This window comes from Caulobacter sp. RHG1 (genome assembly GCF_013181195.1).
Lineage (GTDB): Bacteria > Pseudomonadota > Alphaproteobacteria > Caulobacterales > Caulobacteraceae > Caulobacter.
Genome location: NZ_SMZP01000003.1, coordinates 624,249 through 644,651, shown reverse-complemented (window position 1 = coordinate 644,651; position 20,403 = coordinate 624,249). Strand labels below are relative to the sequence as shown.

The 20,403-nt window shown below is 69.9% G+C and carries 14 protein-coding genes and 1 pseudogene; 8 read left to right on the top strand and 7 right to left on the bottom strand.

Going from position 1 to position 20,403, the window contains the following annotated elements:
• Window positions 1-32 precede the first annotated feature (32 nt).
• From pbpC to E1H18_RS10790, 4 genes are all read right to left on the bottom strand, one after another.
• Window positions 33-2,081 (bottom strand): penicillin-binding protein 1C, encoded by a 2,049-nt coding sequence (pbpC, locus tag E1H18_RS10805; protein WP_172267432.1) that lies wholly within the window; start codon window positions 2,079-2,081, stop codon window positions 33-35.
• The gene (locus tag E1H18_RS10800; protein ID WP_172267429.1) at window positions 2,078-7,147 is read right to left on the bottom strand and encodes an alpha-2-macroglobulin; all 5,070 of its coding nucleotides are present in this window, start codon (window positions 7,145-7,147) and stop codon (window positions 2,078-2,080) included. Before E1H18_RS10800 ends, pbpC begins: the two co-directional genes overlap by 4 nt.
• An 83-nt stretch (window positions 7,148-7,230) precedes the next feature.
• Window positions 7,231-8,052 (bottom strand): carbonic anhydrase, encoded by an 822-nt coding sequence (locus E1H18_RS10795; protein ID WP_172267426.1) that lies wholly within the window; start codon window positions 8,050-8,052, stop codon window positions 7,231-7,233.
• Between the two features lie 72 nt (window positions 8,053-8,124).
• Window positions 8,125-8,598 carry an Lrp/AsnC family transcriptional regulator gene (locus E1H18_RS10790; RefSeq protein ID WP_172267423.1) on the bottom strand — a complete coding sequence of 158 codons (474 nt, stop codon included), beginning with the start codon at window positions 8,596-8,598 and terminating at the stop codon, window positions 8,125-8,127.
• A 117-nt stretch (window positions 8,599-8,715) separates the two neighbouring features.
• Here E1H18_RS10790 and ald point away from each other — a divergent pair, with 117 nt between their 5' ends.
• Together ald and E1H18_RS27290 are read left to right on the top strand one after the other, a co-directional pair.
• Window positions 8,716-9,828, top strand: coding sequence for an alanine dehydrogenase (gene ald, locus E1H18_RS10785; protein ID WP_172267420.1), 1,113 nt, complete (start codon window positions 8,716-8,718; stop codon window positions 9,826-9,828).
• Window positions 9,806-9,933 (top strand): annotated as a pseudogene (locus E1H18_RS27290) (hypothetical protein); the annotation flags it as partial. The gene ald and the pseudogene E1H18_RS27290, both read left to right, overlap by 23 nt.
• 7 nt (window positions 9,934-9,940) lie before the next feature.
• Here the strand turns inward: E1H18_RS27290 and E1H18_RS10780 are convergent.
• Together E1H18_RS10780 and E1H18_RS10775 are read right to left on the bottom strand one after the other, a co-directional pair.
• Complete coding sequence (locus E1H18_RS10780) at window positions 9,941-10,645, bottom strand: glycosyltransferase family protein (RefSeq protein ID WP_172267417.1); 705 nt, start codon at window positions 10,643-10,645, stop codon at window positions 9,941-9,943.
• A 145-nt stretch (window positions 10,646-10,790) separates the two neighbouring features.
• On the bottom strand, window positions 10,791-11,669 hold the full coding sequence (locus E1H18_RS10775) for a bifunctional regulator KidO (protein WP_172267414.1): 879 nt from the start codon (window positions 11,667-11,669) through the stop codon (window positions 10,791-10,793).
• On the opposite strand from E1H18_RS10775, the gene E1H18_RS10770 reads away from it, so the two are divergent.
• Window positions 11,662-12,756, top strand: a complete 1,095-nt coding sequence (locus E1H18_RS10770) for an XdhC family protein (RefSeq protein WP_172267411.1) — start codon at window positions 11,662-11,664, stop codon at window positions 12,754-12,756. The two genes, E1H18_RS10775 and E1H18_RS10770, sit on opposite strands and share 8 nt — an antisense overlap.
• Here the strand turns inward: E1H18_RS10770 and E1H18_RS10765 are convergent.
• On the bottom strand, window positions 12,753-13,508 hold the full coding sequence (locus E1H18_RS10765) for a creatininase family protein (RefSeq protein ID WP_172267408.1): 756 nt from the start codon (window positions 13,506-13,508) through the stop codon (window positions 12,753-12,755). The genes E1H18_RS10770 and E1H18_RS10765 overlap by 4 nt on opposite strands.
• A 134-nt stretch (window positions 13,509-13,642) precedes the next feature.
• Between E1H18_RS10765 and E1H18_RS10760 the strand changes: the two genes are divergently transcribed.
• The 5 genes from E1H18_RS10760 (at window position 13,643) to E1H18_RS10740 (ending at window position 20,362) form a co-directional block, all read left to right on the top strand.
• Entirely contained in the window at window positions 13,643-14,599 is a 957-nt protein-coding gene (locus E1H18_RS10760) for a GAF domain-containing protein (protein ID WP_172267405.1), read from the top strand.
• Between the two features lie 114 nt (window positions 14,600-14,713).
• Entirely contained in the window at window positions 14,714-16,234 is a 1,521-nt protein-coding gene (gene adh, locus E1H18_RS10755) for an aldehyde dehydrogenase (RefSeq protein WP_172267402.1), read from the top strand.
• 122 nt (window positions 16,235-16,356) lie between these two features.
• A complete protein-coding gene (acs, locus tag E1H18_RS10750) occupies window positions 16,357-18,297 on the top strand; it encodes an acetate--CoA ligase (RefSeq protein ID WP_172267711.1) in 1,941 nt (646 codons plus the stop codon).
• Complete coding sequence (locus E1H18_RS10745; protein WP_172267399.1) at window positions 18,294-18,719, top strand: DCC1-like thiol-disulfide oxidoreductase family protein; 426 nt, start codon at window positions 18,294-18,296, stop codon at window positions 18,717-18,719. The genes acs and E1H18_RS10745 overlap by 4 nt, the downstream gene beginning before the upstream one ends.
• Window positions 18,716-20,362, top strand: coding sequence for a DUF4166 domain-containing protein (locus E1H18_RS10740; RefSeq protein ID WP_172267396.1), 1,647 nt, complete (start codon window positions 18,716-18,718; stop codon window positions 20,360-20,362). The genes E1H18_RS10745 and E1H18_RS10740 overlap by 4 nt, the downstream gene beginning before the upstream one ends.
• The last annotated feature ends 41 nt before the right edge of the window (window positions 20,363-20,403 follow it).

Sequence of the window (20,403 nt, the reverse complement as noted above, 5' to 3'; positions counted from 1 at the left end):
CCCGCGCATGGAGCGCGGGATGAAGTCTCGTTCTAACCGCCCTTGACCCGCACCTTGGCGTTCGCCTTGCGGCCTTGGGCATCGACCACCATCAGCCGATAGAAGCCCGGCGCGGCCGGCTTCCAGATCGCGCGGCCGCTGACCGGGTCAGGATCCAGCGGCGCGCCTTCGACGTACCAGGTCAGGCCCTCGCCCTGGGCGGCCAGCACCAGACCGCGCCCTCGCACGCCCAGCGCATCGACCTGCACCGAGGCGCCGTCCGGCGGGAAGATCAGCCGCGGGCCGGCATTGGCGGCTTGCAGTTGCTGCAGCGCCTGAGGCGCGGACTTCGGCGCGATCGGACGCGGGGCCGAAGTCGGGGCCCCGACGGCGTCGGCGACGTCGAACAACAGCGGCAGGGCAGCGTCGCGCCCCGTCAGCCCGCCCCGCGCGCCGCCATCGGCCCGCCCCGTCCAGACCAGGATCGCATAGCCGCCAACCACGCCAGCCGCCACCGCGTCGCGGAAGCCGTAGGATGTGCCGGTCTTGAACGCCATCGACGGCCCGCCCCGGGTCAGGGCCGACGGCGCGCGGCCCTTTGGGGCCGGGGCCTCGCGCAGGATGTCCAGCACCTGCTGCGCCGAGTCCGACCGCACCAGGCGGTGGCCGCTCGAGCGCTCACGGGCCTTCGCGTCCTCCTCCGTCCAGGCCAGCGGCTTGGCGACGCCGCCGTCGCCCAGGGCCGCGTAGAGCATGACGAGATCGCGCCAGGTGATCCCCTCGCCGCCGAGGGCCAGGGCCAGCCCCGCCTCCTTCAGCTGCGCCTTGGGACGGGCCAGATGCGCGCCGGCGGCCTCGATGCGGCCGGCGAAGGTCTCGGGCCCCAACCGTTCCAGGGTGGCGACGGCCGGGACGTTCAGCGAATGGGCCAAGGCTTCGCGCACCGTGACCTTGTCGTGGAACACGCGGTCGAAATTCTCGGGCTGATAGTCGGAGAAGCGGGTGGCGCTGTCGGCCAGCTGAGTGTCGGCGGCGACCAGGCCGTCGTCCATGGCCATGGCGTAGATGAACGGCTTCAGGGCCGAGCCGGGCGAACGCAGGGCGCGGGTCATGTCGACCCAGCCGCCGGCCCGATCGCGTCCGGCCGAGCCAACGGCGGCGCGGACCGCGCGGGTCTTGATCTCGACCACCAGGATGGCGGCGGTGGCGTCCACCCCTTGGGCGTTAGCGACGGCGGCGGCCATCGGCTCCAGCCGACCCTGCAGGTCGGCATCCAGGGTCGAGATCACGGTGGCCGTCCCTTGCGGCGCGTTGCGGGCCAGCTCGCCGGCCGCGTGCCAGGCCAGGGCCGGGAACGGCGTGCGGCCCGGCAGCGGCTCGTTGCGGGCCTCGTAGGCGGCGGCTTCGCTGATCGTGCCGGCCCGGACCATCTTGTCCAGAACGCCACCGCGGGCACTCTTGGCGGCCTCCGGACGGCGGTCGGGACGGCGGGCCTCCGGCGACTGCGGCAGGGCGATCAGCAGCGCTTGCTCGCCGTCGGTCAGGCTGGACGGCTCATGGCCGAAATAGCTGAGGCTGGCCGCCCGCGCGCCTTCCAGATTGCCGCCATAGGGGGCCAGGGTCAGGTACAGGGCCAGGATCTCGCGCTTGGAGAGTCGCGACTCCAGCTGCACGGCGCGAACCATCTCGACCAGCTTGGCTCCGAGATTGCGCGGGCGTGGCTCCAGCAGCCGCGCGGTCTGCATGGTCAAGGTCGAGGCCCCGGACGTCACCCGGCCATGGACCACCGCCGAGCCGATCGCCCGGACCAGCGACAGCGGATCGACGCCCAGGTGCCAGACGAACCGCGCGTCCTCGGTCCGGATCAGACGCTTCTGGAAGGTCTTGTCGGTACGTTCGAGATCCGCCCGGATCCGCCAGCGGCCGTCCTCGACCGGCAGGGCGCGAAGCCACGCGCCGCGATGATCCAGCACCACCGGGGAGGAATGCTTGGCCCGCGTCATGTCCGGCGGCAGGGCGGCGCTCAAGGCGAACAGCGCGACCTGGGCGCCGACGGCGACCACCAAACCCTTGGTGATCGCCGCGATCTTGCGTTCCCTCACTGCCCCGGCGCGATGGTCGCGCGCGAAGCTTCCGAGCGAGCGTTGACGGCGGGACGGTACATGTCCTTGGCCACCGCGCCCGGCAGGAAGAACGAGCCCGGCGTCACCGCCCGCGCCACGTAGGCCAGGGCGAAGGGCTTGTCGCCCGCCAGGTCCAGGGCGGCCACGAAGCGGTCGTCGCGGCTCTCCTGGACGTCAGCGGCGGTCAGGGTCCCGAGGAACTTGAACGGACCGTTCTGGGCGTCGTCGGCCCCGAGCGTCGTCTCGATCTCGAAGCCGGCCGGCAGGGCGTCGTCGACCACCAGGGCCGTCGAGCGGGACTGCTGGTTGTAGCCCGAGACCAGCACGATCACCCGGTCGCCCTGGCGGATCGCAGCCGGGTCGATCGTCGCCCCGCTCATCGACAACAGGCGCTTGGACACCGACAGACCATTGCTGCTGGCGCCCGGAGCCGAGGTCGGGGTGCCGCGAACCGAGACGGTCCGCCACAGCGCGCCCTTGCCGTTGTTGACGAAGCGGGCGTCGGTCAGCTTGCCCACCGCCCAGCGCGGCGCGCCGCCGGCCGGGGGTAGAGCATTTGCGCCCTTGGCCTCGATCGACATCGGGCCCGCGGCCTGGATCAGGGCGTTGGCCGCGTGCATCAGCGCCGCCTGTTCCTGGGTGTTCAGACTGTCGGGATCCTTGCTGACATTCTCCAGGCGGCCCTGCATCTGGCGAGCGATGTCCATCATGTTGGACTCCGCCGCCAGGGCCGTGACCACCGCGGTGTCGCGCAAGGTCGACTGGTACCAGTCCAGCTCGTCGCGATAGCCCAGCGAGGCGACCGCCTGGCGCATGGCCGAACGGGCCCGGGCATTGTCGCCCATCTTCGCCAGACCCGCCGCCACATAGGCCTTGGCGGCCGGCTGACTCTCGTCCTTCATCTGGACGTCGTGCCACCAGCGCAGGCGGGCCAGATCGCCCTTTCCGGCCTTGGCCATCACATAGAGGGCGTAGGCGCTGGCGCGGCGGCGCATCCGCTCGGTGGCCTTCTTCGAAGCGTCCTCGTTGGACGCCCACCAGCCCGGATACTCCATGCGATAGGCGACCGAGGCCCAGCCTTCCGGCCGGCTGACCTGGCGCATGGCGCCGACGGCCTTGTCGATCGCCGCGTCCGGCACGGCGATGCCTTGCGCCTTGGCCTCCAGCAGGAAGTCGACGACATAGGCGCCGAGCCAGGGATCGGCCTCGCCGTCGCCGACCCGCCACAGGCCAAAGGCGCCGTCCAGGGTCTGGCGGTCCAAGAGCTTGCCCACCGCCTGCGACAGGGCCGCCGGGGTGCGCTTCAGCTTCGGATCGCTGGAGAAGGTCTGGGCGTACAGCAGCGGATAGGCGGCCGAGACCAGCTGTTCGGTGCAGCCGTACGGGTACCGCTGCAGGGCCACCGCGATCGCCGAGGGGTCGAAGCCCCGGATCGGCGAATAGCTGACCTGCATCGTCACGTCGCCCGCCGCCAGGCCCGACAGCAGCTGGTACGACGGCGTGAACGCCTCGCCCGGACGCTGGATCTCGGTGGTGGTGCGCACGATGTCGCCCCAGCCCAGGCGGGTCTGGATCGGGTAGTCCTTCTGGGTCTCGAAACCGGGGCCGGCGACCTTGAAGCCGATCTTGCCGACGCCCGTCACGTCCGGCGCCAGGAAGGGGATCTTCTCGGCGATGCGCTGGCCCAGGATCAGCTGGAACACCTTCTTGAAGGCGACCTTCAGCCCGCCCGACGAGAAGGCCTCGGCGGTGTAGGCGCCTGGCTTGCCCTCGACATTGTGCAACTCCAGCGTGGCGTAGGCCTCATCCCCCGGCGCCAGGAAGCGCGGCAGGTTGAGGTCGGCGACCACCGGCTGGCGCACGGTCAGCGGCTTGGAGGCCGAGCCGACGGCCGTGTCGGTCCAGGCCACCGCCTGCAGGCGCAGTTCGCCGTTGAAGTCGGCGGCCGGCAGCTTGATCACCGCCTTGCCGTCGAAGCCGGTCTCGACCACGCCCGACCACAGGGCCACGGTCTTGATCGGGGTGACGGTCAGGCCCTCGCCGCCGATCTCGTCGCCGCCGAAGTTCACATTGGCCGGCGCGCCCAGGTTCGGGTCGAGCAGGCGGCCGTAGTCGTCGCGGTAGCTGAGCGTCAGGGCTCGCTTGCCGAAGTACCACTTCACCGGATCGGGGCTTTCCTGGTGGGTCAGGCGCAGAATGCCCTCGTCCACGGCGGCGATGGTGACGCGCGCCTTCTGGCCCAGGCCCATGCCCGACACCTTCACCGGAATCTCGACCGGGGCCTTGCTGTCGATCTTGGTCGGCGTGCCGAGGTCGACCGTCAGCTTGCGGCCCTTGGGGTCGATCGGGACGTAGACCAGGCCCAGGGCGCGACGCGGCTTGGGCGAGGCGACCGGGTCGCGCGGCTGCACGACGCTGACCATGACATAGGCCCCGCCGCCCCAGGCGGCCGACGTCTTCAGGCGCACGGTGGTCCCGTTCTCGCCGACGCTGACCGTTTTGAAGTCGATCAGGCGGTCGGTGGCGACGGCGACCTGCGCCTCGCCGGCATAGGGCGGCTTGAGGGTGATCTCGACCGTGTCGCCTTGCTCGTAGGTCTTGGTTCCGGCGGTCACGCGGACCACGTCAGGGGCCTCGCCTTCCTTGGCGGGCGAACCCCAGCCGGCCGAGAACCGGGTGACGGTGCGCGCGCCGTCGGCGCCTTCGATCTCCAGGCGATAGTCGCCCCAGCCCAGGCGGCGGGTGATCTTGGCAGGCGAGCCGGCGCCGATATTGACCTGGGTCTTGGCCACGATGGCGTCGCGGCTGGTGCGCCGCCACTGCCAGCGGCCGTTCTGCTGGAACCAGTCATAGTCCCAGCGCTCGGCGACCAGGGTGTAGGTCGCGGTCGCGCCCACGCGCTGGCCGGCGGCGTTGACGGCGATGATGTCGAGGCTGACGGGCGGATCGCCCTTGCCGGCCTCGCCCTGGTCGACCTTGACGCCGTAGTACAGCGCCTTGCCGCGCACCTTCAGGTCCACGCCCTCGCGGACCGGGCGGCCGCCGGGCTCGAAGACCGACGCCGTGACGGCGGCGACCAGCGGCTGAGCGGTGTCGCCGGCCTCGCTGGTGCCCACCGACAGGATCGCCCGGCCCTCGCCGTCGGTGACGGTCGTGCCCAGGTCGATATATTTCTCGTCGAAGGGCTTGGATTGGTCGCCCCACTCATAGCCCTTGAAGGCCGGGAACGGGTCGGCATCCACGCGCAGGCGGGCCTCGCCTTGCGTCTGCAGGCCAGCCCCCGGCGCGCCGTAGAGGAAGCGGGCCGAGACATCGACCTGGCGGGTCTCGCCGGCGCGCACCGGGTTGGCTTCCTGGCCCGTCGCGGTGACGGCCAGGCGCTGCGGGGCGAAGTCCTCGACCGAGAACGACAGGCTGCCCGACGCCTCCTCGATGCCCTCGATCTTCAGTTCGGCGGTCCACCGACCACGCGGCGCCGAGCGCGGTAGAGCAATGTCGGCCAGCACGGCGCCGGCGTTGGCCTGGCCGAACGGGTAGCGCTTGAACTCCACGCCCGACGGACGCTTGACGACGATCTCGCCCTTGCGGTCGGAAACGGCCTTGGCCATCCGGTCTCGGACCATGGCGGTCAGGTGCACCGTCTCGCCAGGCCGATAGATGCCGCGGTCGGCATAGAGATAGCCGTCGATGTCGGAGGCGACGCTGCGTCCGCCGACGCCGCCCTCGGTGCGGCCGCCGACGCCCTGCTTGGAAAGGTCGACTGGCGAGCGGTCCAGGTCCAGCACGGCCAGATCGCCCTGCGGGCCATAGGCCATGACCATCTTGGCGCGCTCGGCGCCCTGGCCCTTCAGCAGCGGACGCAGGAAGCGCACGCGGCCGTCGGCGTCGCTGTTGCTTTCCGCCAGCGACTCGCCGTCGGCGGCGACCAGCGCCACACGCACACCCGACAGGGTCTTGGCGGTCTTCAGCGAGCGGACCACGACGTCCAGGCTTTCCGAGCCGTCATAGGCCAGCATGGCCATGTCGGTGAACACGATCCAGCGGCGGGCCTGGGCGGGATTGTTGTCGCCGCTGTCGTCTTCAGTCGAGCGAGCGCCCGAGGCGTCGCGCGCCTTGATAACGAAGGCGCCGGCCTTCATGTCCTTCAGCACCGCGCCCAGAGGGAAGACGGTGGTCGCCTTCTGGCCCGTCGCGCCGCCGGTGACCTGCACGGTCCCCTTCCAGACGCGGCGCCCGTCGTCGCCGACCGAGTCGTCGCCATAGTCGCCGGCCCAGTCGCCTTCGCCGGTCGGATCGGGGGCGGAGATCGATTTGCGGACCAGGTTGCGGTCCGGAATGCGCCAGACCTCGATGGCCAGGGTCTGCACATTGATCGTCTCGATGCCGACGCCGTCGGCTTCCTCGCGCGGCAGGATCACGCCATCACCGGCGAAGCCGACATAGGGCGGCTTCTCGCCGAAGGTGAAGTCGACGTCGGCGTTGGCGGTCAGGGTCTCACCGCCCTTGGCCGGCAGGCCCTTCAACAGGGTGACGCGGTGATCCGTGAAGCCGATGCCGCCCAGGCACAGCTCGTCGCCCTTGACGCGGACCGACGGCTGACGGCCCAGGTCCGGCGAGACCAGCACGAAGTCGGCATAGGACTTGGACGCATCCAGGTCCTTGGACATGCGGATGCAGGCCAGCGGATCGGCGCCGCTGCTGTCGACGCGCGTCTGCCAGACGGCGAACCCTTCAGGCTTGGGGATGCCACGACGCGGCGCGCCCGCGCCACGCGGCTTGCCGAATAGCGACCAGCTCTCGCCCTTGACTGATTCGGCCCCGGCCGGCTTGCCGCCGCCGAAGAACCAGCCGCCCTTGCCGACCGCGAAACCGCCGCCGAAGCCGGCCGCGAGGGCCGCCGCCACGGCGATGGCCACGGGGCCTTTCAGCCCGGCGGGCCAGCGCGCGGAGACGCCGTCACGCAGCTTCGCCCACCGGCCTTTGAAAGATTTGTCCTGCGAGGAGCCGTTCGGCGCGCCTTCCGGCGGCGTCTGATCCGTCGACATCCGTAACCCCACACGATCATGCTTTTGTTCAGGCGACTTGAGCCTAAGCGCGAGCGGGGGTCAACGGCAGGTGGATGACAGCCTCAGGTGTCGAAGCTGACCACCCCGGTCCCGAGATCGTAGCAGGCCGAGACCACCTTCAGGCGGCCGTCGGCGATGCGTTCGGTCAGGACCTCGTCGGCGCGCTTGAGACGGCCGGCGATGTCTCGGACATTGCGGCGGATGGCGGCGTCCTGCAGGTCGGCCGGGTGGGTCTCGTCAGCTTCCAGCACGGCCGGGATGATCGGCAGCACCATCTCCTGCAGCGCCCCATGCATCTCGGTGTGCTTCTTGGCGACGTCCACGGCCGCGCCGACCGCGCCGCACTTGGTATGGCCCAGCACGACGATCAGCGGCGCGCCCAGGTGCTCGACGGCGTAGAGGATCGAGCCCAGGCCCTCGCGGCCGACGGTCGAGCCGGCGACGCGGACGACGAACAACTCGCCCATGTTGCAGTCGAAGACCAGTTCCGGCGCCGTGCGGCTGTCGGCGCAGCCGATGACCACCGCGAATGGGTGCTGGCCCTGCGACAGCTCGGCGATGCGGGCCATGGTCGGCAGCATCAGGTTGGCGCCGCCACGGGCGTAGATGGCGTTGCCGTGCTTGAGGCGACCCAGGGCTTCGTCGGGCGTGACGGCCGGCTCGGCGGCGGGCGTGTGGACGGCCGGATGGGCCTCCAGCGGCTTGACCTCGGCCAGCGCCTTGTCCAGCGCGGCCTTGTCGGTGGCCTGATGCTTGAGGGCCGAGCGTGTGCGGCGGCCCTTCCGGGTCAGCAGGCTGGGCGCGGGGCCGTCGCCCTCAGCGAAGGCGATGGCCGGCGCAGCAAGTCCCGCCAGAGCCCCCAGCAGGAGTCGTCTCGAAACCATCTCGTCCCCCGACGTGATTTGAAGTCGGCGAACGCTAGAATCTCAACTGCTCAAGAACGGTTAACCTTGCCGCTACAGCGGCAGTTCGCCGCGCTTAACGACAGTTCGCATGGCGATGCTGGAACTGACGCGCACGACGCCGGGGATGCGGGTCAACTCCTGCGAATGCACCCGCTCCAGGTCGTCGACGTCGCGCACCACCAGTCGCAGCAGATAGTCCGAGCCGCCAGTCATCAGGTAGCACTCGGCCACCTCGCGGACGTTGGCCACCGCCTTCTCGAAGGCGCTCAGCGTGGCCTCGGCCTGGGACGACAGGGTGACGGTGACGAAGACGCTGAGCGGCAGGCCCACGGCGCGCTCGTCAATCACCGCGGCGTAGCGGCTGATCACACCGGCCTCCTCCAGCGCCCGCACGCGGCGCAGGCAGGCGGACTCGGAAAGATTCGCCGCCTCAGCCATTTCCACATAGCTGGCCCGCCCACGCCGCTGCAGCAGGTGGAGGAGCTTCCGGTCGAAACCATCCAGGTTCACGGCGGCTTTCTTCATTAGCCAAGGTTATCACGCAGGATTCCTGCGCGATAGCGAGGCAGGCCCACGAAATCCTCAGGGAAACTGCGCGCATCCGAGCGCACAGTTTCGACAAAGCGCTTTTGGAGGAAGCACATGCGCGTTGGCGTCCCATCCGAGATCAAACCGGGCGAACACCGGGTCGGTCTCACCCCCACCGCCGTCCGCGAATATGTCGGGCACGGCCATACCGTCCTGGTCCAGACCGGCGCGGGCCTCGGCGCCGGCTATGCCGACGCGGCCTATGTGAAGGCCGGCGCGACCATCGCCCCGGACGCCGCCGCCGTCTTCGCCGGCGCGGACATGATCGTGAAGGTCAAGGAGCCGCAGAAGGTCGAGTGGGAAAAGCTTGAGCCGCGCCACATCCTCTTCACCTATCTGCACCTGGCGCCTGATCCGGCCCAGACCGAAGGCCTGCTGAAGAGCGGCGCGGCGGCCATCGCCTATGAGACCGTCACCGACGCGAACGGTGGCCTGCCGCTGCTGGCCCCGATGTCGGAAGTGGCCGGCCGAATCGCCATCTATTCGGCGGCCGAGAGCCTCTTGAAGCACAATGGCGGCATGGGTCTGTTGCTCTCGGGCGTGCCTGGCGTGCCGCCGGCCCGCGTGGTCGTGCTGGGTGGCGGCGTCGTCGGCGCCAACGCCGCGCGCATGGCCGCCGGCCTGGGCGCCGAAGTCGTGGTGCTGGAGCGCTCGATCCCGCGCATGCGCGAGCTGGACGACCTTTATCAAGGCCGCATCCTGACCCGCTATTCGACCTTCGGCGCGGTGGAGGAAGAGATCCTCAAGGCCGACGTCGTGATCGGTGCGGTGCTGACCGCCGGCGCAGCCGCGCCCAAGCTGGTCCGTCGCGAGCACCTGTCGCAGATGAAACCGGGCTCGGTGCTGGTCGACGTCTCGATCGACCAGGGCGGCTGCTTCGAGACCAGCAAGCCGACCACCCACGCCGAACCGACCTATGTCGTCGACGGCGTCGTCCACTACTGCGTGGCCAACATGCCGGGCGCGGCTCCTCGGACGTCGTCGGAAGCCCTGGGCAATGCGACCCTGCCGTTCGGCCTGGCCCTAGCCGACAAGGGCCTGGACGCACTGAAGGCGAATGTCCACCTGGCGCGCGGCCTCAACGTTCTGGCCGGCGAGCTGACCCACCCGGCGGTGGCCCAGGCGCTGGGTAAAAGCTCGGCGGATCCGTACGGGGCTTGGAAGTAGGCGCACTGCGTCCTTCGAGGCTCGGCTTCGCCTCGCACCTCAGGATGAGGGGATTTCTGATTTCCTCATCCTGAGGCGCCCGCGCAGCGGGCCTCGAAGGACGCACAGAGTATCAGGCCGCGAACCGCCCAATGTCCTGGCGGCTCTCCACGAGATCCAGCACATCGGTCATCCGGAAGCCCGGATCGACCGGGTGCAAGGCGTCATAGACCGAGCGCGCGAACGCCAGGTCCGCGGCGGTCTTCACCCGCCAGTCCAGCTTAGACCAATCCCGCGCGGCGCGCAGATGGGCCTGGGTCCAGCGGTCGGGCTGGCTGCGAATGGCGGCGGTCGGCGAGATGCGGGCCTGCGGATCACGCTCCTCGGCGGCGGCGGCGCGCAGCACCGAGGCCTTGATGACCTCGACCTCGAGACCAGCCGGATAGGTGCGATGCACGCGGTTGGAGGTGTAGTCGGCGCCGCTGGCCAGAGCCAGGCGAACAGCCTCGTCCACGACGCCCGGATCCATGAACGGCGCGTCGCCCTTCAGACGGACCACATGGCTCACCGAGCTGATGGCGTCGACGCAACGGGCGATGCGAGCGAGAATATCGGCGCCGGCCCCGCGATTGACCGTATAGCCGCGCGAGACCAGGAACCCGGCCAAGGCGTCATCGGTCGTGTCCTGGCTGGTAGCCACGATGATCTTGGAAAGGCAGCGCGCGTCGCGCAGACGCTCCAGCTGGCGCACGATCATCGGCTCGCCCTGGAGAGTGGCCATCGACTTGCCCGGCAACCGGGACGACCCCATGCGGGCCTGCAGGACGGCGAGGATCATGACGCGTCTCCCTTTATTGAGAGCAGGCTAGTTGGGATTCATAAAATCCAGGTGAATCAGAAGCTTACGAGACATGAACAGGCGATCGGGGACGCGTGAGCGACCGCGATCTGCAAGCAGTCTCGAACGTGATTCTAGGGTTTGGTCAGGCGACCCAACGTCGCGGGTCGAGCGCGACTGGATCGTCGATGGCCATGTCGTCCCAGTCCAGATCCGGCGGCGGGCTGGAGGCGGCGGCGACCACGGCCGACAGCTCGGCGGCCGAGTTGCAGCCGACCAGGACGGCCGAACCTTCGGGACGCGACAGGGCGAAACCCAGCGCGGCCTGAAGCGGATCCGAGCGGCCTTCGGCGATCATCCGGCGCACGCGCGACAGACGGCCCGAAGCGCCCTTCAGCTGGGCGGGGACGCGATCGGGCGGCAGGAACAGCAGGCCGTTCAGGAAGATCGAGCGAAGGTGCACCTCGACGCCCATGCCGGCGATGCGTTGCAGCGAGCCGTCGGCCAGCAGGCGCTGATCGAGCAGCGAGGCCGGGGCTTGCAGGATGTCGGGCTTGAAGCGTTTGGCGACGCCGACCGGATCGTCGGTGGCGTGAGCGGCGACGCCGATCTTGGCGAACAGGCCCTGATCCTTCAGGCGCTGCAGGCGATCCCACAGGCCAGCGCCATGCACGCCGCACAGCTCGGCGGGCGAGTGGACGATGATCGAGTCAGCGCGTTCGACGCCCAGGCGGCGCAGCGTGGCGCGGGCCTCGGCCTCGACATAGTCGGGACCACGATCGGCGCGGGCGGCGGCGATGGTGACGCGGAACGGCACGGGACGCGGGATCAGGTCGCCCAGCAGGGTCTCGGCGCGTCCGTACAGACCCGAGGCGTCCAGAACCGACAGGCCGGCGCGGCAGGCGATGTTGAGCATGTCGCGGGTCTCGGCTTCGGGCGAGCGACCGCGCGGCGCCGACGAGCTTCCGCCGTCGAGACCGAACTGGGCCGCAGCCAGACCAAGTTTTGAAACCGAAATGGACATCGCCATCCGTGCGCCAAAAACCACAACAGATGCGAACGGTACGCGCCAAGGTTTGAACATCCGGTTTCTGGAACCTTGCCGAGGGGTTAAAGTCGCCCCGATGACGACCGACCGTTTCGACGCCGTTTCCGCCGCCCATTGGCCCCTCTACGGCATGGTCGATGACGCCCGTCCGGCCTTGTCCACGGCGCTTTCGCGCGGTCCGGCCGCCCTGGCGACGATCGTCGGATTGAGCGGCGGCGGGCCGCGTCCTGTCGGCGCCCAGATGGTGTTCGGCGAAAAAATTGTTTCCGGCTTTTTGTCGGGCGGCTGCATTGAGGCCGACGTCGAAGCGCACGCCCGCGCCTGTCTGGAGGACGGCCGTCCGCGTCGGCTCGTCTATGGCGAGGGCAGCCCCTGGCCGGACATCCGCCTGCTATGCGGCGCGCGGATCGAGATCCTGGTCGAGAAGATCGCGCCTGACGATCCGGCCGCCCGCACGCTGCTGGACCTGGCCGCTGCACGGGCGCCGGCCTTCTGGCTCAGCGACGGCGAGAAGCGCCTGTGCGTCGAGGAGCCGCAGGCGCCCTGGGCCGGCGCCTTCGAACGCGCTTTCGACCCCTTGCCGCGCTTGGTCGTGCTGGGCGGCGATCCCACGGCCCTGGCGACCGCCAGTCTAGGCGCCCAGGCTGGTTTCGAAACTTGGCTAGTCCGACCCAAGGGGCCGACCGCCCCGCCGCCGCTGCCAGGCGTCGCCTATCGCCGCGAGCCGGTCCCCGAGGCCCTGGCCGCGATCGGCCTGGATCGCTGGACCGCCGTGGCGATCTGCGGCCACGACCTGGAGCACGACCACGAAGCTCTGATGGCCGCCCTGCCCTCGTCCGCGCCCTATGTCGGCCTACTGGGCGCGCGGCGACGCCTGCCCGAACGGATCGCCCGGGCGCGGGCCGCCGGCCTGACCGAGCGGGACTTCGCAAAGCTGCGCGCCCCGATCGGCCTGGACCTGGGCGGCAAGGCCCCGTTCGAGGTCGCCGTGGCGGTGATCGGCGAGATCATGGCCACGCGCCACGGCCAGCCGGCGCTGGAGCGTAGGGTGGTCGAGGCTTAGGCCGGCGCCTTCTCGGCTCCGAACGCAGCGATGTCTTCAAGCAGGGCGTTGGCGGCCATGTCGACCAGTTCGCCGCCCTTTTCCGGGGTGGCCTGGGCCGGGTCGGAACCCATGCGGCCGTCGGCGTAGCGGGCGCGGAAGTCCAGGGACTCGCGGATCGGGCCGGTCGGGGCGATCTTCGGCTCATAGGCCGTGGTCTTGATCGTCTCGGGATAGGCCCACTGGGTGACGGCGATCTCGGACGGCGTGGCGTGGCTGCCGTGGCCGGTCGGGAATTGGCGGTTGGCCAGGGCGTTGACGCCGGCCAAGTCCCACCAGTTCTTCAGCTTCAGGGCGAACGGCGCGCGGGCCTGGCGGAAGCTGTAGTCGGCATAGATCTCCGAGAACGCCGCCTCGATCGAGGCGACATTGCCCCCGTGGCCGTTCAGGAAATAGATCCGCGTGAAGCCATGCGCGCCCAGCGAGCGCACCCAGTCGCCGATCGCGGCGATGAAGGTCGACGGCCGCAGGAAAATGGTGCCTGGGAAGGCCAGGTGGTGCTGGGCCATGCCGATGTTGAAGGTCGGGGCCACCAGAATCCTGTCGTTGGCGCGCTTGCTGGCCTCGTGGGCGATGATCTCGGGGCACAGCCAGTCGGTGCCTAAAAGCCCCGTCGGACCGTGCTGCTCGTTGGAGCCGATCGGCACCACCACGGTCTTGTCGGTCTGGATGCGGGTCTCGATCTCGGACCAAGTGGACAGCGCGAGCAGCATGGGAAGACGCCTTCGGGAAGAACAGGAGGGGACGCTTTACGCCCGAAACGGGGACCCGCCGACCCCAAAACGTCACACTTGCGCTGGAGGCTTTCCCAGCGTCATGCTGTGGACAACACACAGGGAGGACAAGGATGGCCGCAACGGCGCGTCACGCCGAACGGGTGCTGTCGGTGCTGCGAGACGGCGCCGCACCGGCCCTGTCGCCGGTCGCCGCGTCCTGGCGGCGCTGCCTGACCCAGCACCATCTCGACCCCGAAAACCGCAAGCCGCCCGAGACCCTGACCGGTCCCGAACTGCGCGCCGCCCGCGAGCAGCTGGGCGGCCTGCTGCTGGCCGCGCAGGACAATCTGGACGTCCTGTTCCAGGCGGTCGGCGACGCCGGCTGCTGCGTGCTGCTGACCAATGCCGACGGCGTGCCGGTCGACCGGCGCGGCATGGCCAGCGACGACGCGGTCTTCCGCCGCTGGGGCCTGTGGGAGGGCGCGGTGTGGAGCGAGGCCAGCGAAGGCACCAACGGCATCGGCACCTGCATCACCGAGCAGCGGGTGCTGACCATCCACCGCGACCAGCACTTCCACACCCGCAATATCGGCCTGTCCTGCACCGTCTCGCCGCTGTTCGACGCCGGCGGCCGGCTGGCGGGCGCACTGGACGTCTCCTCGTGCCGGCCTGGCCTGGAGGGCGTCACCGGCCTGGTCGAGCGGGCGGTCACCGACGCCGCCCGGCGGATCGAGGCGCGGGCTTTCCGCGAGACCTTCCCCGGCGCGCGCATCGTCCTGCTGCCCGAGACCGGGGCCGAGCGGGCCTCGGCGCCGATGCTGGCGGTGGACGGCGACGACCTGGTGATCGGCGCCACCCGCGCTGCGCGCCTGGCCCTGAAACTGACCGACGAGGCGATCAAGCGCGGCCTCCCCTCGCCCGATCGCTCGGCCGACTTGGATGGGGCCGAACGCGCCGCCGTCCGCCGCGCGCTGAGCCAGGCCGGCGGCAATGTCTCGGCCGCCGCGGCGCTGCTGGGCCTCTCCCGCGCCACCCTGCACCGGCGCATGAAGCGTCTGGACCTGACCCGGGATCGCGAATTCCACTGAACCTGTCTCACATCTGAGACAGTCGCCAGGAGCCCCCATGGCCGAGGGGCGCCGCAGATCAAGGACAGGGCCAATCTGACTCCAATGACGCCGCACAGGCGCATGGAGGAAGCCATGACCAAGCCCGAGTTCATCGACTCGCTGTCGCGCCCGCCGTTCAAGGCCCGCTACGACAACTTCATCGGCGGCCAGTGGGTCGCCCCGGCCGACGGCCGCTACTTCGACAACAGCTCGCCGATCCACGGCCAGAAGATCTGCGAGATCGCCCGTTCGCAGGACGTCGACATCGAGCGCGCCCTGGACTCCGCCCACGCCGCCAAGGCCGCCTGGGGCAAGACCCCCGCCGGCGAGCGTTCGCGCATCCTGCTGCGCATCGCCGACCGCATGGAGGAGAACCTCGAGACCCTGGCCACCGCCGAGACCTGGGACAACGGCAAGCCGATCCGCGAGACCCTGGCCGCCGACATTCCGCTGGCCATCGACCACTTTCGCTACTTCGCCGGCTGCCTGCGCTCGCAGGAAGGCTCGATCTCCGAGATCGACCACGACACCATCGCCTATCACTTCCACGAGCCGCTGGGCGTGGTCGGCCAGATCATCCCGTGGAACTTCCCGCTGCTGATGGCCTGCTGGAAGCTGGCGCCCGCGCTCGCCGCCGGCAACTGCGTGGTGCTGAAACCCGCCGAACAGACCCCGGCCTCGATCATGGTCTGGGCCGAGCTGATCGGCGACCTGCTGCCCGCCGGCGTGCTGAACATCGTCAACGGCTTCGGCGTCGAGGCCGGCAAGCCGCTCGCCTCCAGCCCGCGCATCGCCAAGATCGCCTTCACCGGCGAGACCTCGACCGGCCGGCTGATCATGCAATACGCCAGCCAGAACCTGATCCCGGTGACCCTGGAGCTGGGCGGCAAGTCGCCGAACATCTTCTTCGACGACGTGGCCCGCGAAGACGACGACTATCTCGACAAGGCCCTGGAGGGCTTCACCATGTTCGCCCTCAATCAGGGCGAGGTCTGCACTTGTCCCAGCCGGGCGCTGGTCCAGGAGTCGATCTACGAGCGGTTCATGGAAAAGGCGCTGAAGCGCGTCAACGCCGTGGTCCAGGGCAGCCCGCTCGACCCCGCCACCATGATCGGCGCCCAGGCGTCGGAAGAGCAGCTGAACAAGATCCTCGGCTATATGGACATCGGCCAGAACGAAGGCGCCAAGCTGCTGGCCGGCGGCAAGCGCAAGATCCTGCCGGGCCAGCTGGCCGACGGCTACTATGTCGAGCCGACCGTGTTCGAGGGCCACAACAAGATGCGGATCTTCCAGGAGGAGATCTTCGGCCCGGTGCTGGCCGTGACCACCTTCAAGACCGAGGAAGAGGCGCTGGCCATCGCGAATGACACCAACTTCGGTCTCGGGGCCGGGGTGTGGACCCGCGACGGCGCCCGCGCCTATCGCTTCGGCCGGGGCATCGAGGCCGGCCGCGTCTGGACCAACTGCTACCACGCCTATCCGGCCCACGCGGCCTTCGGCGGCTACAAGCAGTCGGGCGTGGGCCGCGAGACCCACAAGATGATGCTGGACCACTACCAGCAGACCAAGAACCTGCTGGTCAGCTACAGCCCCAAGGCCCTGGGCTTCTTCTGATCCTACCCTAACTAAGACCTGCCGATCGTAGCGACGTGAGAAACCCCAGTGGTCTTCTTGCGCCGTGCGGTCGGCATCGCCTATCTCGGCGACCAACGATATAAGCCTAAAGGGAGTAGCGGCTGGTGAGCGACGGCATGATTTTTCCGGTACCCAAGGGCTGGGCCGAACGGGCCTATCTGGACGTCGACACCCTGGCCACGGCCCGCCGCCGCGTCGAGGACGATCCCGACGCCTACTGGAAGGACCTGGCCGGCCGCCTGGACTGGCAGACCCCGCCGACCAAGATCAAGGACGTCTCCTTCGACAAGGACGACTTCAAGATCCGCTGGTACGAGGACGGCGTCCTCAACGTCTCGGCCAACTGCATCGACCGCCACCTCCCCCATCGCGCCCATGAGACCGCGCTGATCTGGGAGGGCGACGACCCGGCCGCCTCGCGCAAGATCACCTATGCGGAACTGCACGAGCAGGTCTGCCGCATGGCCAATGTCTTCAAGGCGAACGGCGTCTCCAAGGGCGACCGCGTCACCATCTATCTGCCGATGATCCCCGAGGCCGCCTACGCCATGCTGGCCTGCGCCCGCATCGGCGCCGTGCACTCGGTGGTGTTCGCCGGCTTCTCGCCCGACAGCCTGGCCGGCCGCATCAACGACTGCGACTCCAAGCTGGTGATCACCGCCGACGAGGGCGTGCGCGGCGGCAAGCGCATCCCGCTGAAGCTGAACGTCGACGCCGCCGTCCACCACTGCCCCGGCGTGGAGACCGTGCTGGTCGTCACCCGCACCGGCGCCGAGGTGCCGATGGAGCCGGGCCGCGACGTGATCTACGAGACCGCCGCCGCCAAAGCCTCGATCCTGTGCTCGCCCGAGCCGATGAACGCCGAGGACCCGCTGTTCATCCTCTACACCTCGGGCTCGACGGGCAAACCCAAGGGCGTGCTGCACACCACCGCCGGCTATCTGGTCTGGGCCAGCTGGACGCACGAGGTCGTCTTCGACTACCGCCCCGGCGAGATCTACTGGTGCACGGCCGACGTCGGCTGGGTCACCGGCCACACCTATATCGTCTACGGCCCGCTCGCCAACGGCGCGACCAGCCTGATGTTCGAGGGCGTGCCGAACTATCCCAGCAACAGCCGCTTCTGGCAGGTGATCGACAAGCACAAGGTCGAGATCTTCTACACCGCCCCGACGGCCCTGCGCGCGCTGATGCGCGAGGGCGAGGCTCCCGTCGAGCGCACGTCTCGCTCTTCGCTCCGCCTGCTGGGCAGCGTCGGCGAGCCGATCAATCCCGAAGCCTGGCTCTGGTACCACCGCGTGGTCGGCGAGAGCCGCTGCCCGATCGTCGACACCTGGTGGCAGACCGAGACCGGCGGTGTGCTGATGACCCCGCTGCCCGGCGCCGATGGCCTGAAACCCGGCTCGGCCTGCGGCCCGATGCCCGGCGTCAAGCCGCAGCTGGTCGACGCCGAAGGCGTGGTGCTGGAAGGCGCGACCGAGGGCAACCTCGTCATCACCGACAGCTGGCCGGGCCAGATGCGCACGGTCTATGGCGACCATGAGCGGTTCTTCGAGACCTATTTCTCGACCTACCCCGGCAAGTACTTCACCGGCGACGGCTGCAAGCGCGACGCCGACGGCTACTACTGGATCACCGGCCGGGTCGACGACGTGCTGAACGTCTCGGGCCACCGCCTGGGCACCGCCGAGGTCGAGAGCGCCCTCGTGGCCCATCCCAAGGTCGCCGAGGCGGCCGTGGTCGGCTATCCGCACAACATCAAGGGCCAGGGCATCTATTGCTACGTGACCCTGAACGCTGGGGTCGAGCCGACCGAGGGTCTGCGCAAGGACCTGGTCGACTGGGTCCGCCGCGAGATCGGCCCGATCGCCACGCCCGACGTCATCCAGTGGGCCCCCGGCCTGCCCAAGACCCGTTCGGGCAAGATCATGCGCCGCATCCTGCGCAAGATCGCCGAGAACGAACTGGACAGCCTGGGCGACACCTCGACCCTGGCCGACCCGGCCGTGGTCGACGACCTGGTCAAGAACCGGAGCAAGTGACCCAGGAGCCCCTTGCAGCGCCTGTCGACGGCCTCTGGCTGTTCGACGGCGTCTGCAATTTCTGTACGGGCTCGGTGCAGGCCGTGCTGGCCCTGGATCGGGACGGCGTGATCCGCTTCACGCCGATCCAGTCGCACTATGGCCGGCGGCTGGCGCTGGATCATGGCCTGGACCCGGACACGCCCGAGAGCTTCCTGTTCTTCGACCACGGCCGGCCGCTGACCAAGACCGCCGCCATTGGGGCCTTGCTGCGCCGCATGCCTGCGCCGTGGCGCTGGCTGGCCGTCGTCGACCGCCTGCCCCGTCGCGCGACCGACAGGGCTTATGATTGGATCGCCGCCAACCGCTATCGGCTGATGGGCAAGAAGGACCGCTGCATGGTCCCGACGCCAGCCCAGCGGGCGCGGTTCGTGCTGGAATGAGCCCGCCGCGCCGCATCGTCGTGGTCGGCGCCAGCGGCGTCTTCGGCGCGCGCCTGGCCGCGATGATCGACCGCTGGCCGGATGTCATCCTTGTGCTGGCCGCCCGACGACGTGAGCCGCTGGAGGCCCTGCGCGATCACCTGCAAGGCCCCGCGACGATCGAGATCGCGACCTTCGACCGCAATGCGCCAGGAGCCTTAGCCGACCTGGCGCCCTTCGCCGTCGTCGACGCGGCCGGGCCCTTTCAGACCAGCGACCTGCGCCTGGCCGAAGTCGCCCTGGCGACCGGCGCGCACTATGTCGATCTCGCCGACGGCCGCGCCTTTGTCGAGCAGTTCCCGGAGGCGATGGCGCAGGCGGCCGCTACGTCGAAGCGCTGGGCGATCACCGGCGCCAGCTCGACCCCGGCGTTGAGCACCGCCGCCCTGGATCGTCTCACCGCCGGCTGGACGCGGATCGACGCGGTGACGACGGCCATCTCGCCTGGCGCCGACGCCCCGCGCGGCCCGTCCGTCGTCGCCGCGATCTTCTCGTGGGTGGGACGGCCGGTGCGGGTGTTCGAAGGCGGGGCCTGGACGCGCCGGCCGGGCTGGAGCGGCTCGCGCCGGGAACTGTTTCCAGGCCTGGGTCGCCGCTGGGTCGCCCTGGCCGAGACGCCAGACCTCGACGTGCTGCCGCGCCGGTACAAGCCGCGTTACGTCGGACGGTTCGAGGCCGGGCTGGAGCTTTCCCTGGCCCATCACGGCCTGGCGCTGCTGGGCTGGGCGCGGCGCAACGGCCTGGTCCGTGCGCTGTCGCCGTTTGCCCCGCTGCTGGGCCGTCTCGCCGACCACTTGGCGCGGTTCGGCAGCGATCGCGGCGGCATGGTCGTCGAGGCGGTCGGCAAGGACGCCCAGGGCGAGACCGTCCGCGCGCGCTGGGGACTGTGGGCGCAGGCCGGCGCCGGGCCGAACACGCCGGCCGCCCCGGCCGCGGCGATCCTACGCGCCCTGCTGGACGACCGGCTTCAAGGCCCGCCCCGCGCCGCGGCCTGCGTCGGCCTGCTGCTGATGGAGGATCTGCTGGCGCCGCTGAAGCCGTTCCCGATCCGCACCCGCATCGACGCCGCCGCGCCACGCGCTGCAGGCGTCTTCCCCCGCGCCCTAGGGTCACGCGTCGCCCGCCTGCCCGAGGTGGTGCGCCACGCCCACGACGGCGGCGCGCGAACGCTCAGCGGCTGGGCCCGAGCGCGCGGCGCCGGCGGCCTGGCGCGCATCATCCGGCTCATCCAGGGCCTGCCCGAAGCCGGCCGCCACGCGACGGTCGTCGACATCGCGCCCAAGGCCATCGGCGAAACCTGGACCCGGCGGTTCGGAGCCCGCCGCTTCCGCTCCCACATCGCCGCCGTGCGCGAGGACGCCTACGCCTTCGAGGAAACGGCCGAACCAATCACCTTCCGCTTCCACGTCGCCGACTATCCGGGCGGCTTTTCCTGGGAGTTTGAAGGCTGGCGGATTGGCCCTCTGGCCCTGCCCGCCGCGTGGGCGCCGCGCATCCGCGCCCGCACCTTCGCGCGCGACGACGTCTACCGCTTCCGCGTGCTGGTCGCCCATCCGTGGGTCGGGGTGATCTTCGGCTACTGCGGCCGCCTGGCGCCGGACTGACGGCGCGGTTCCCGCCGGAGCCTTTTGCTATTCCGAGAGTT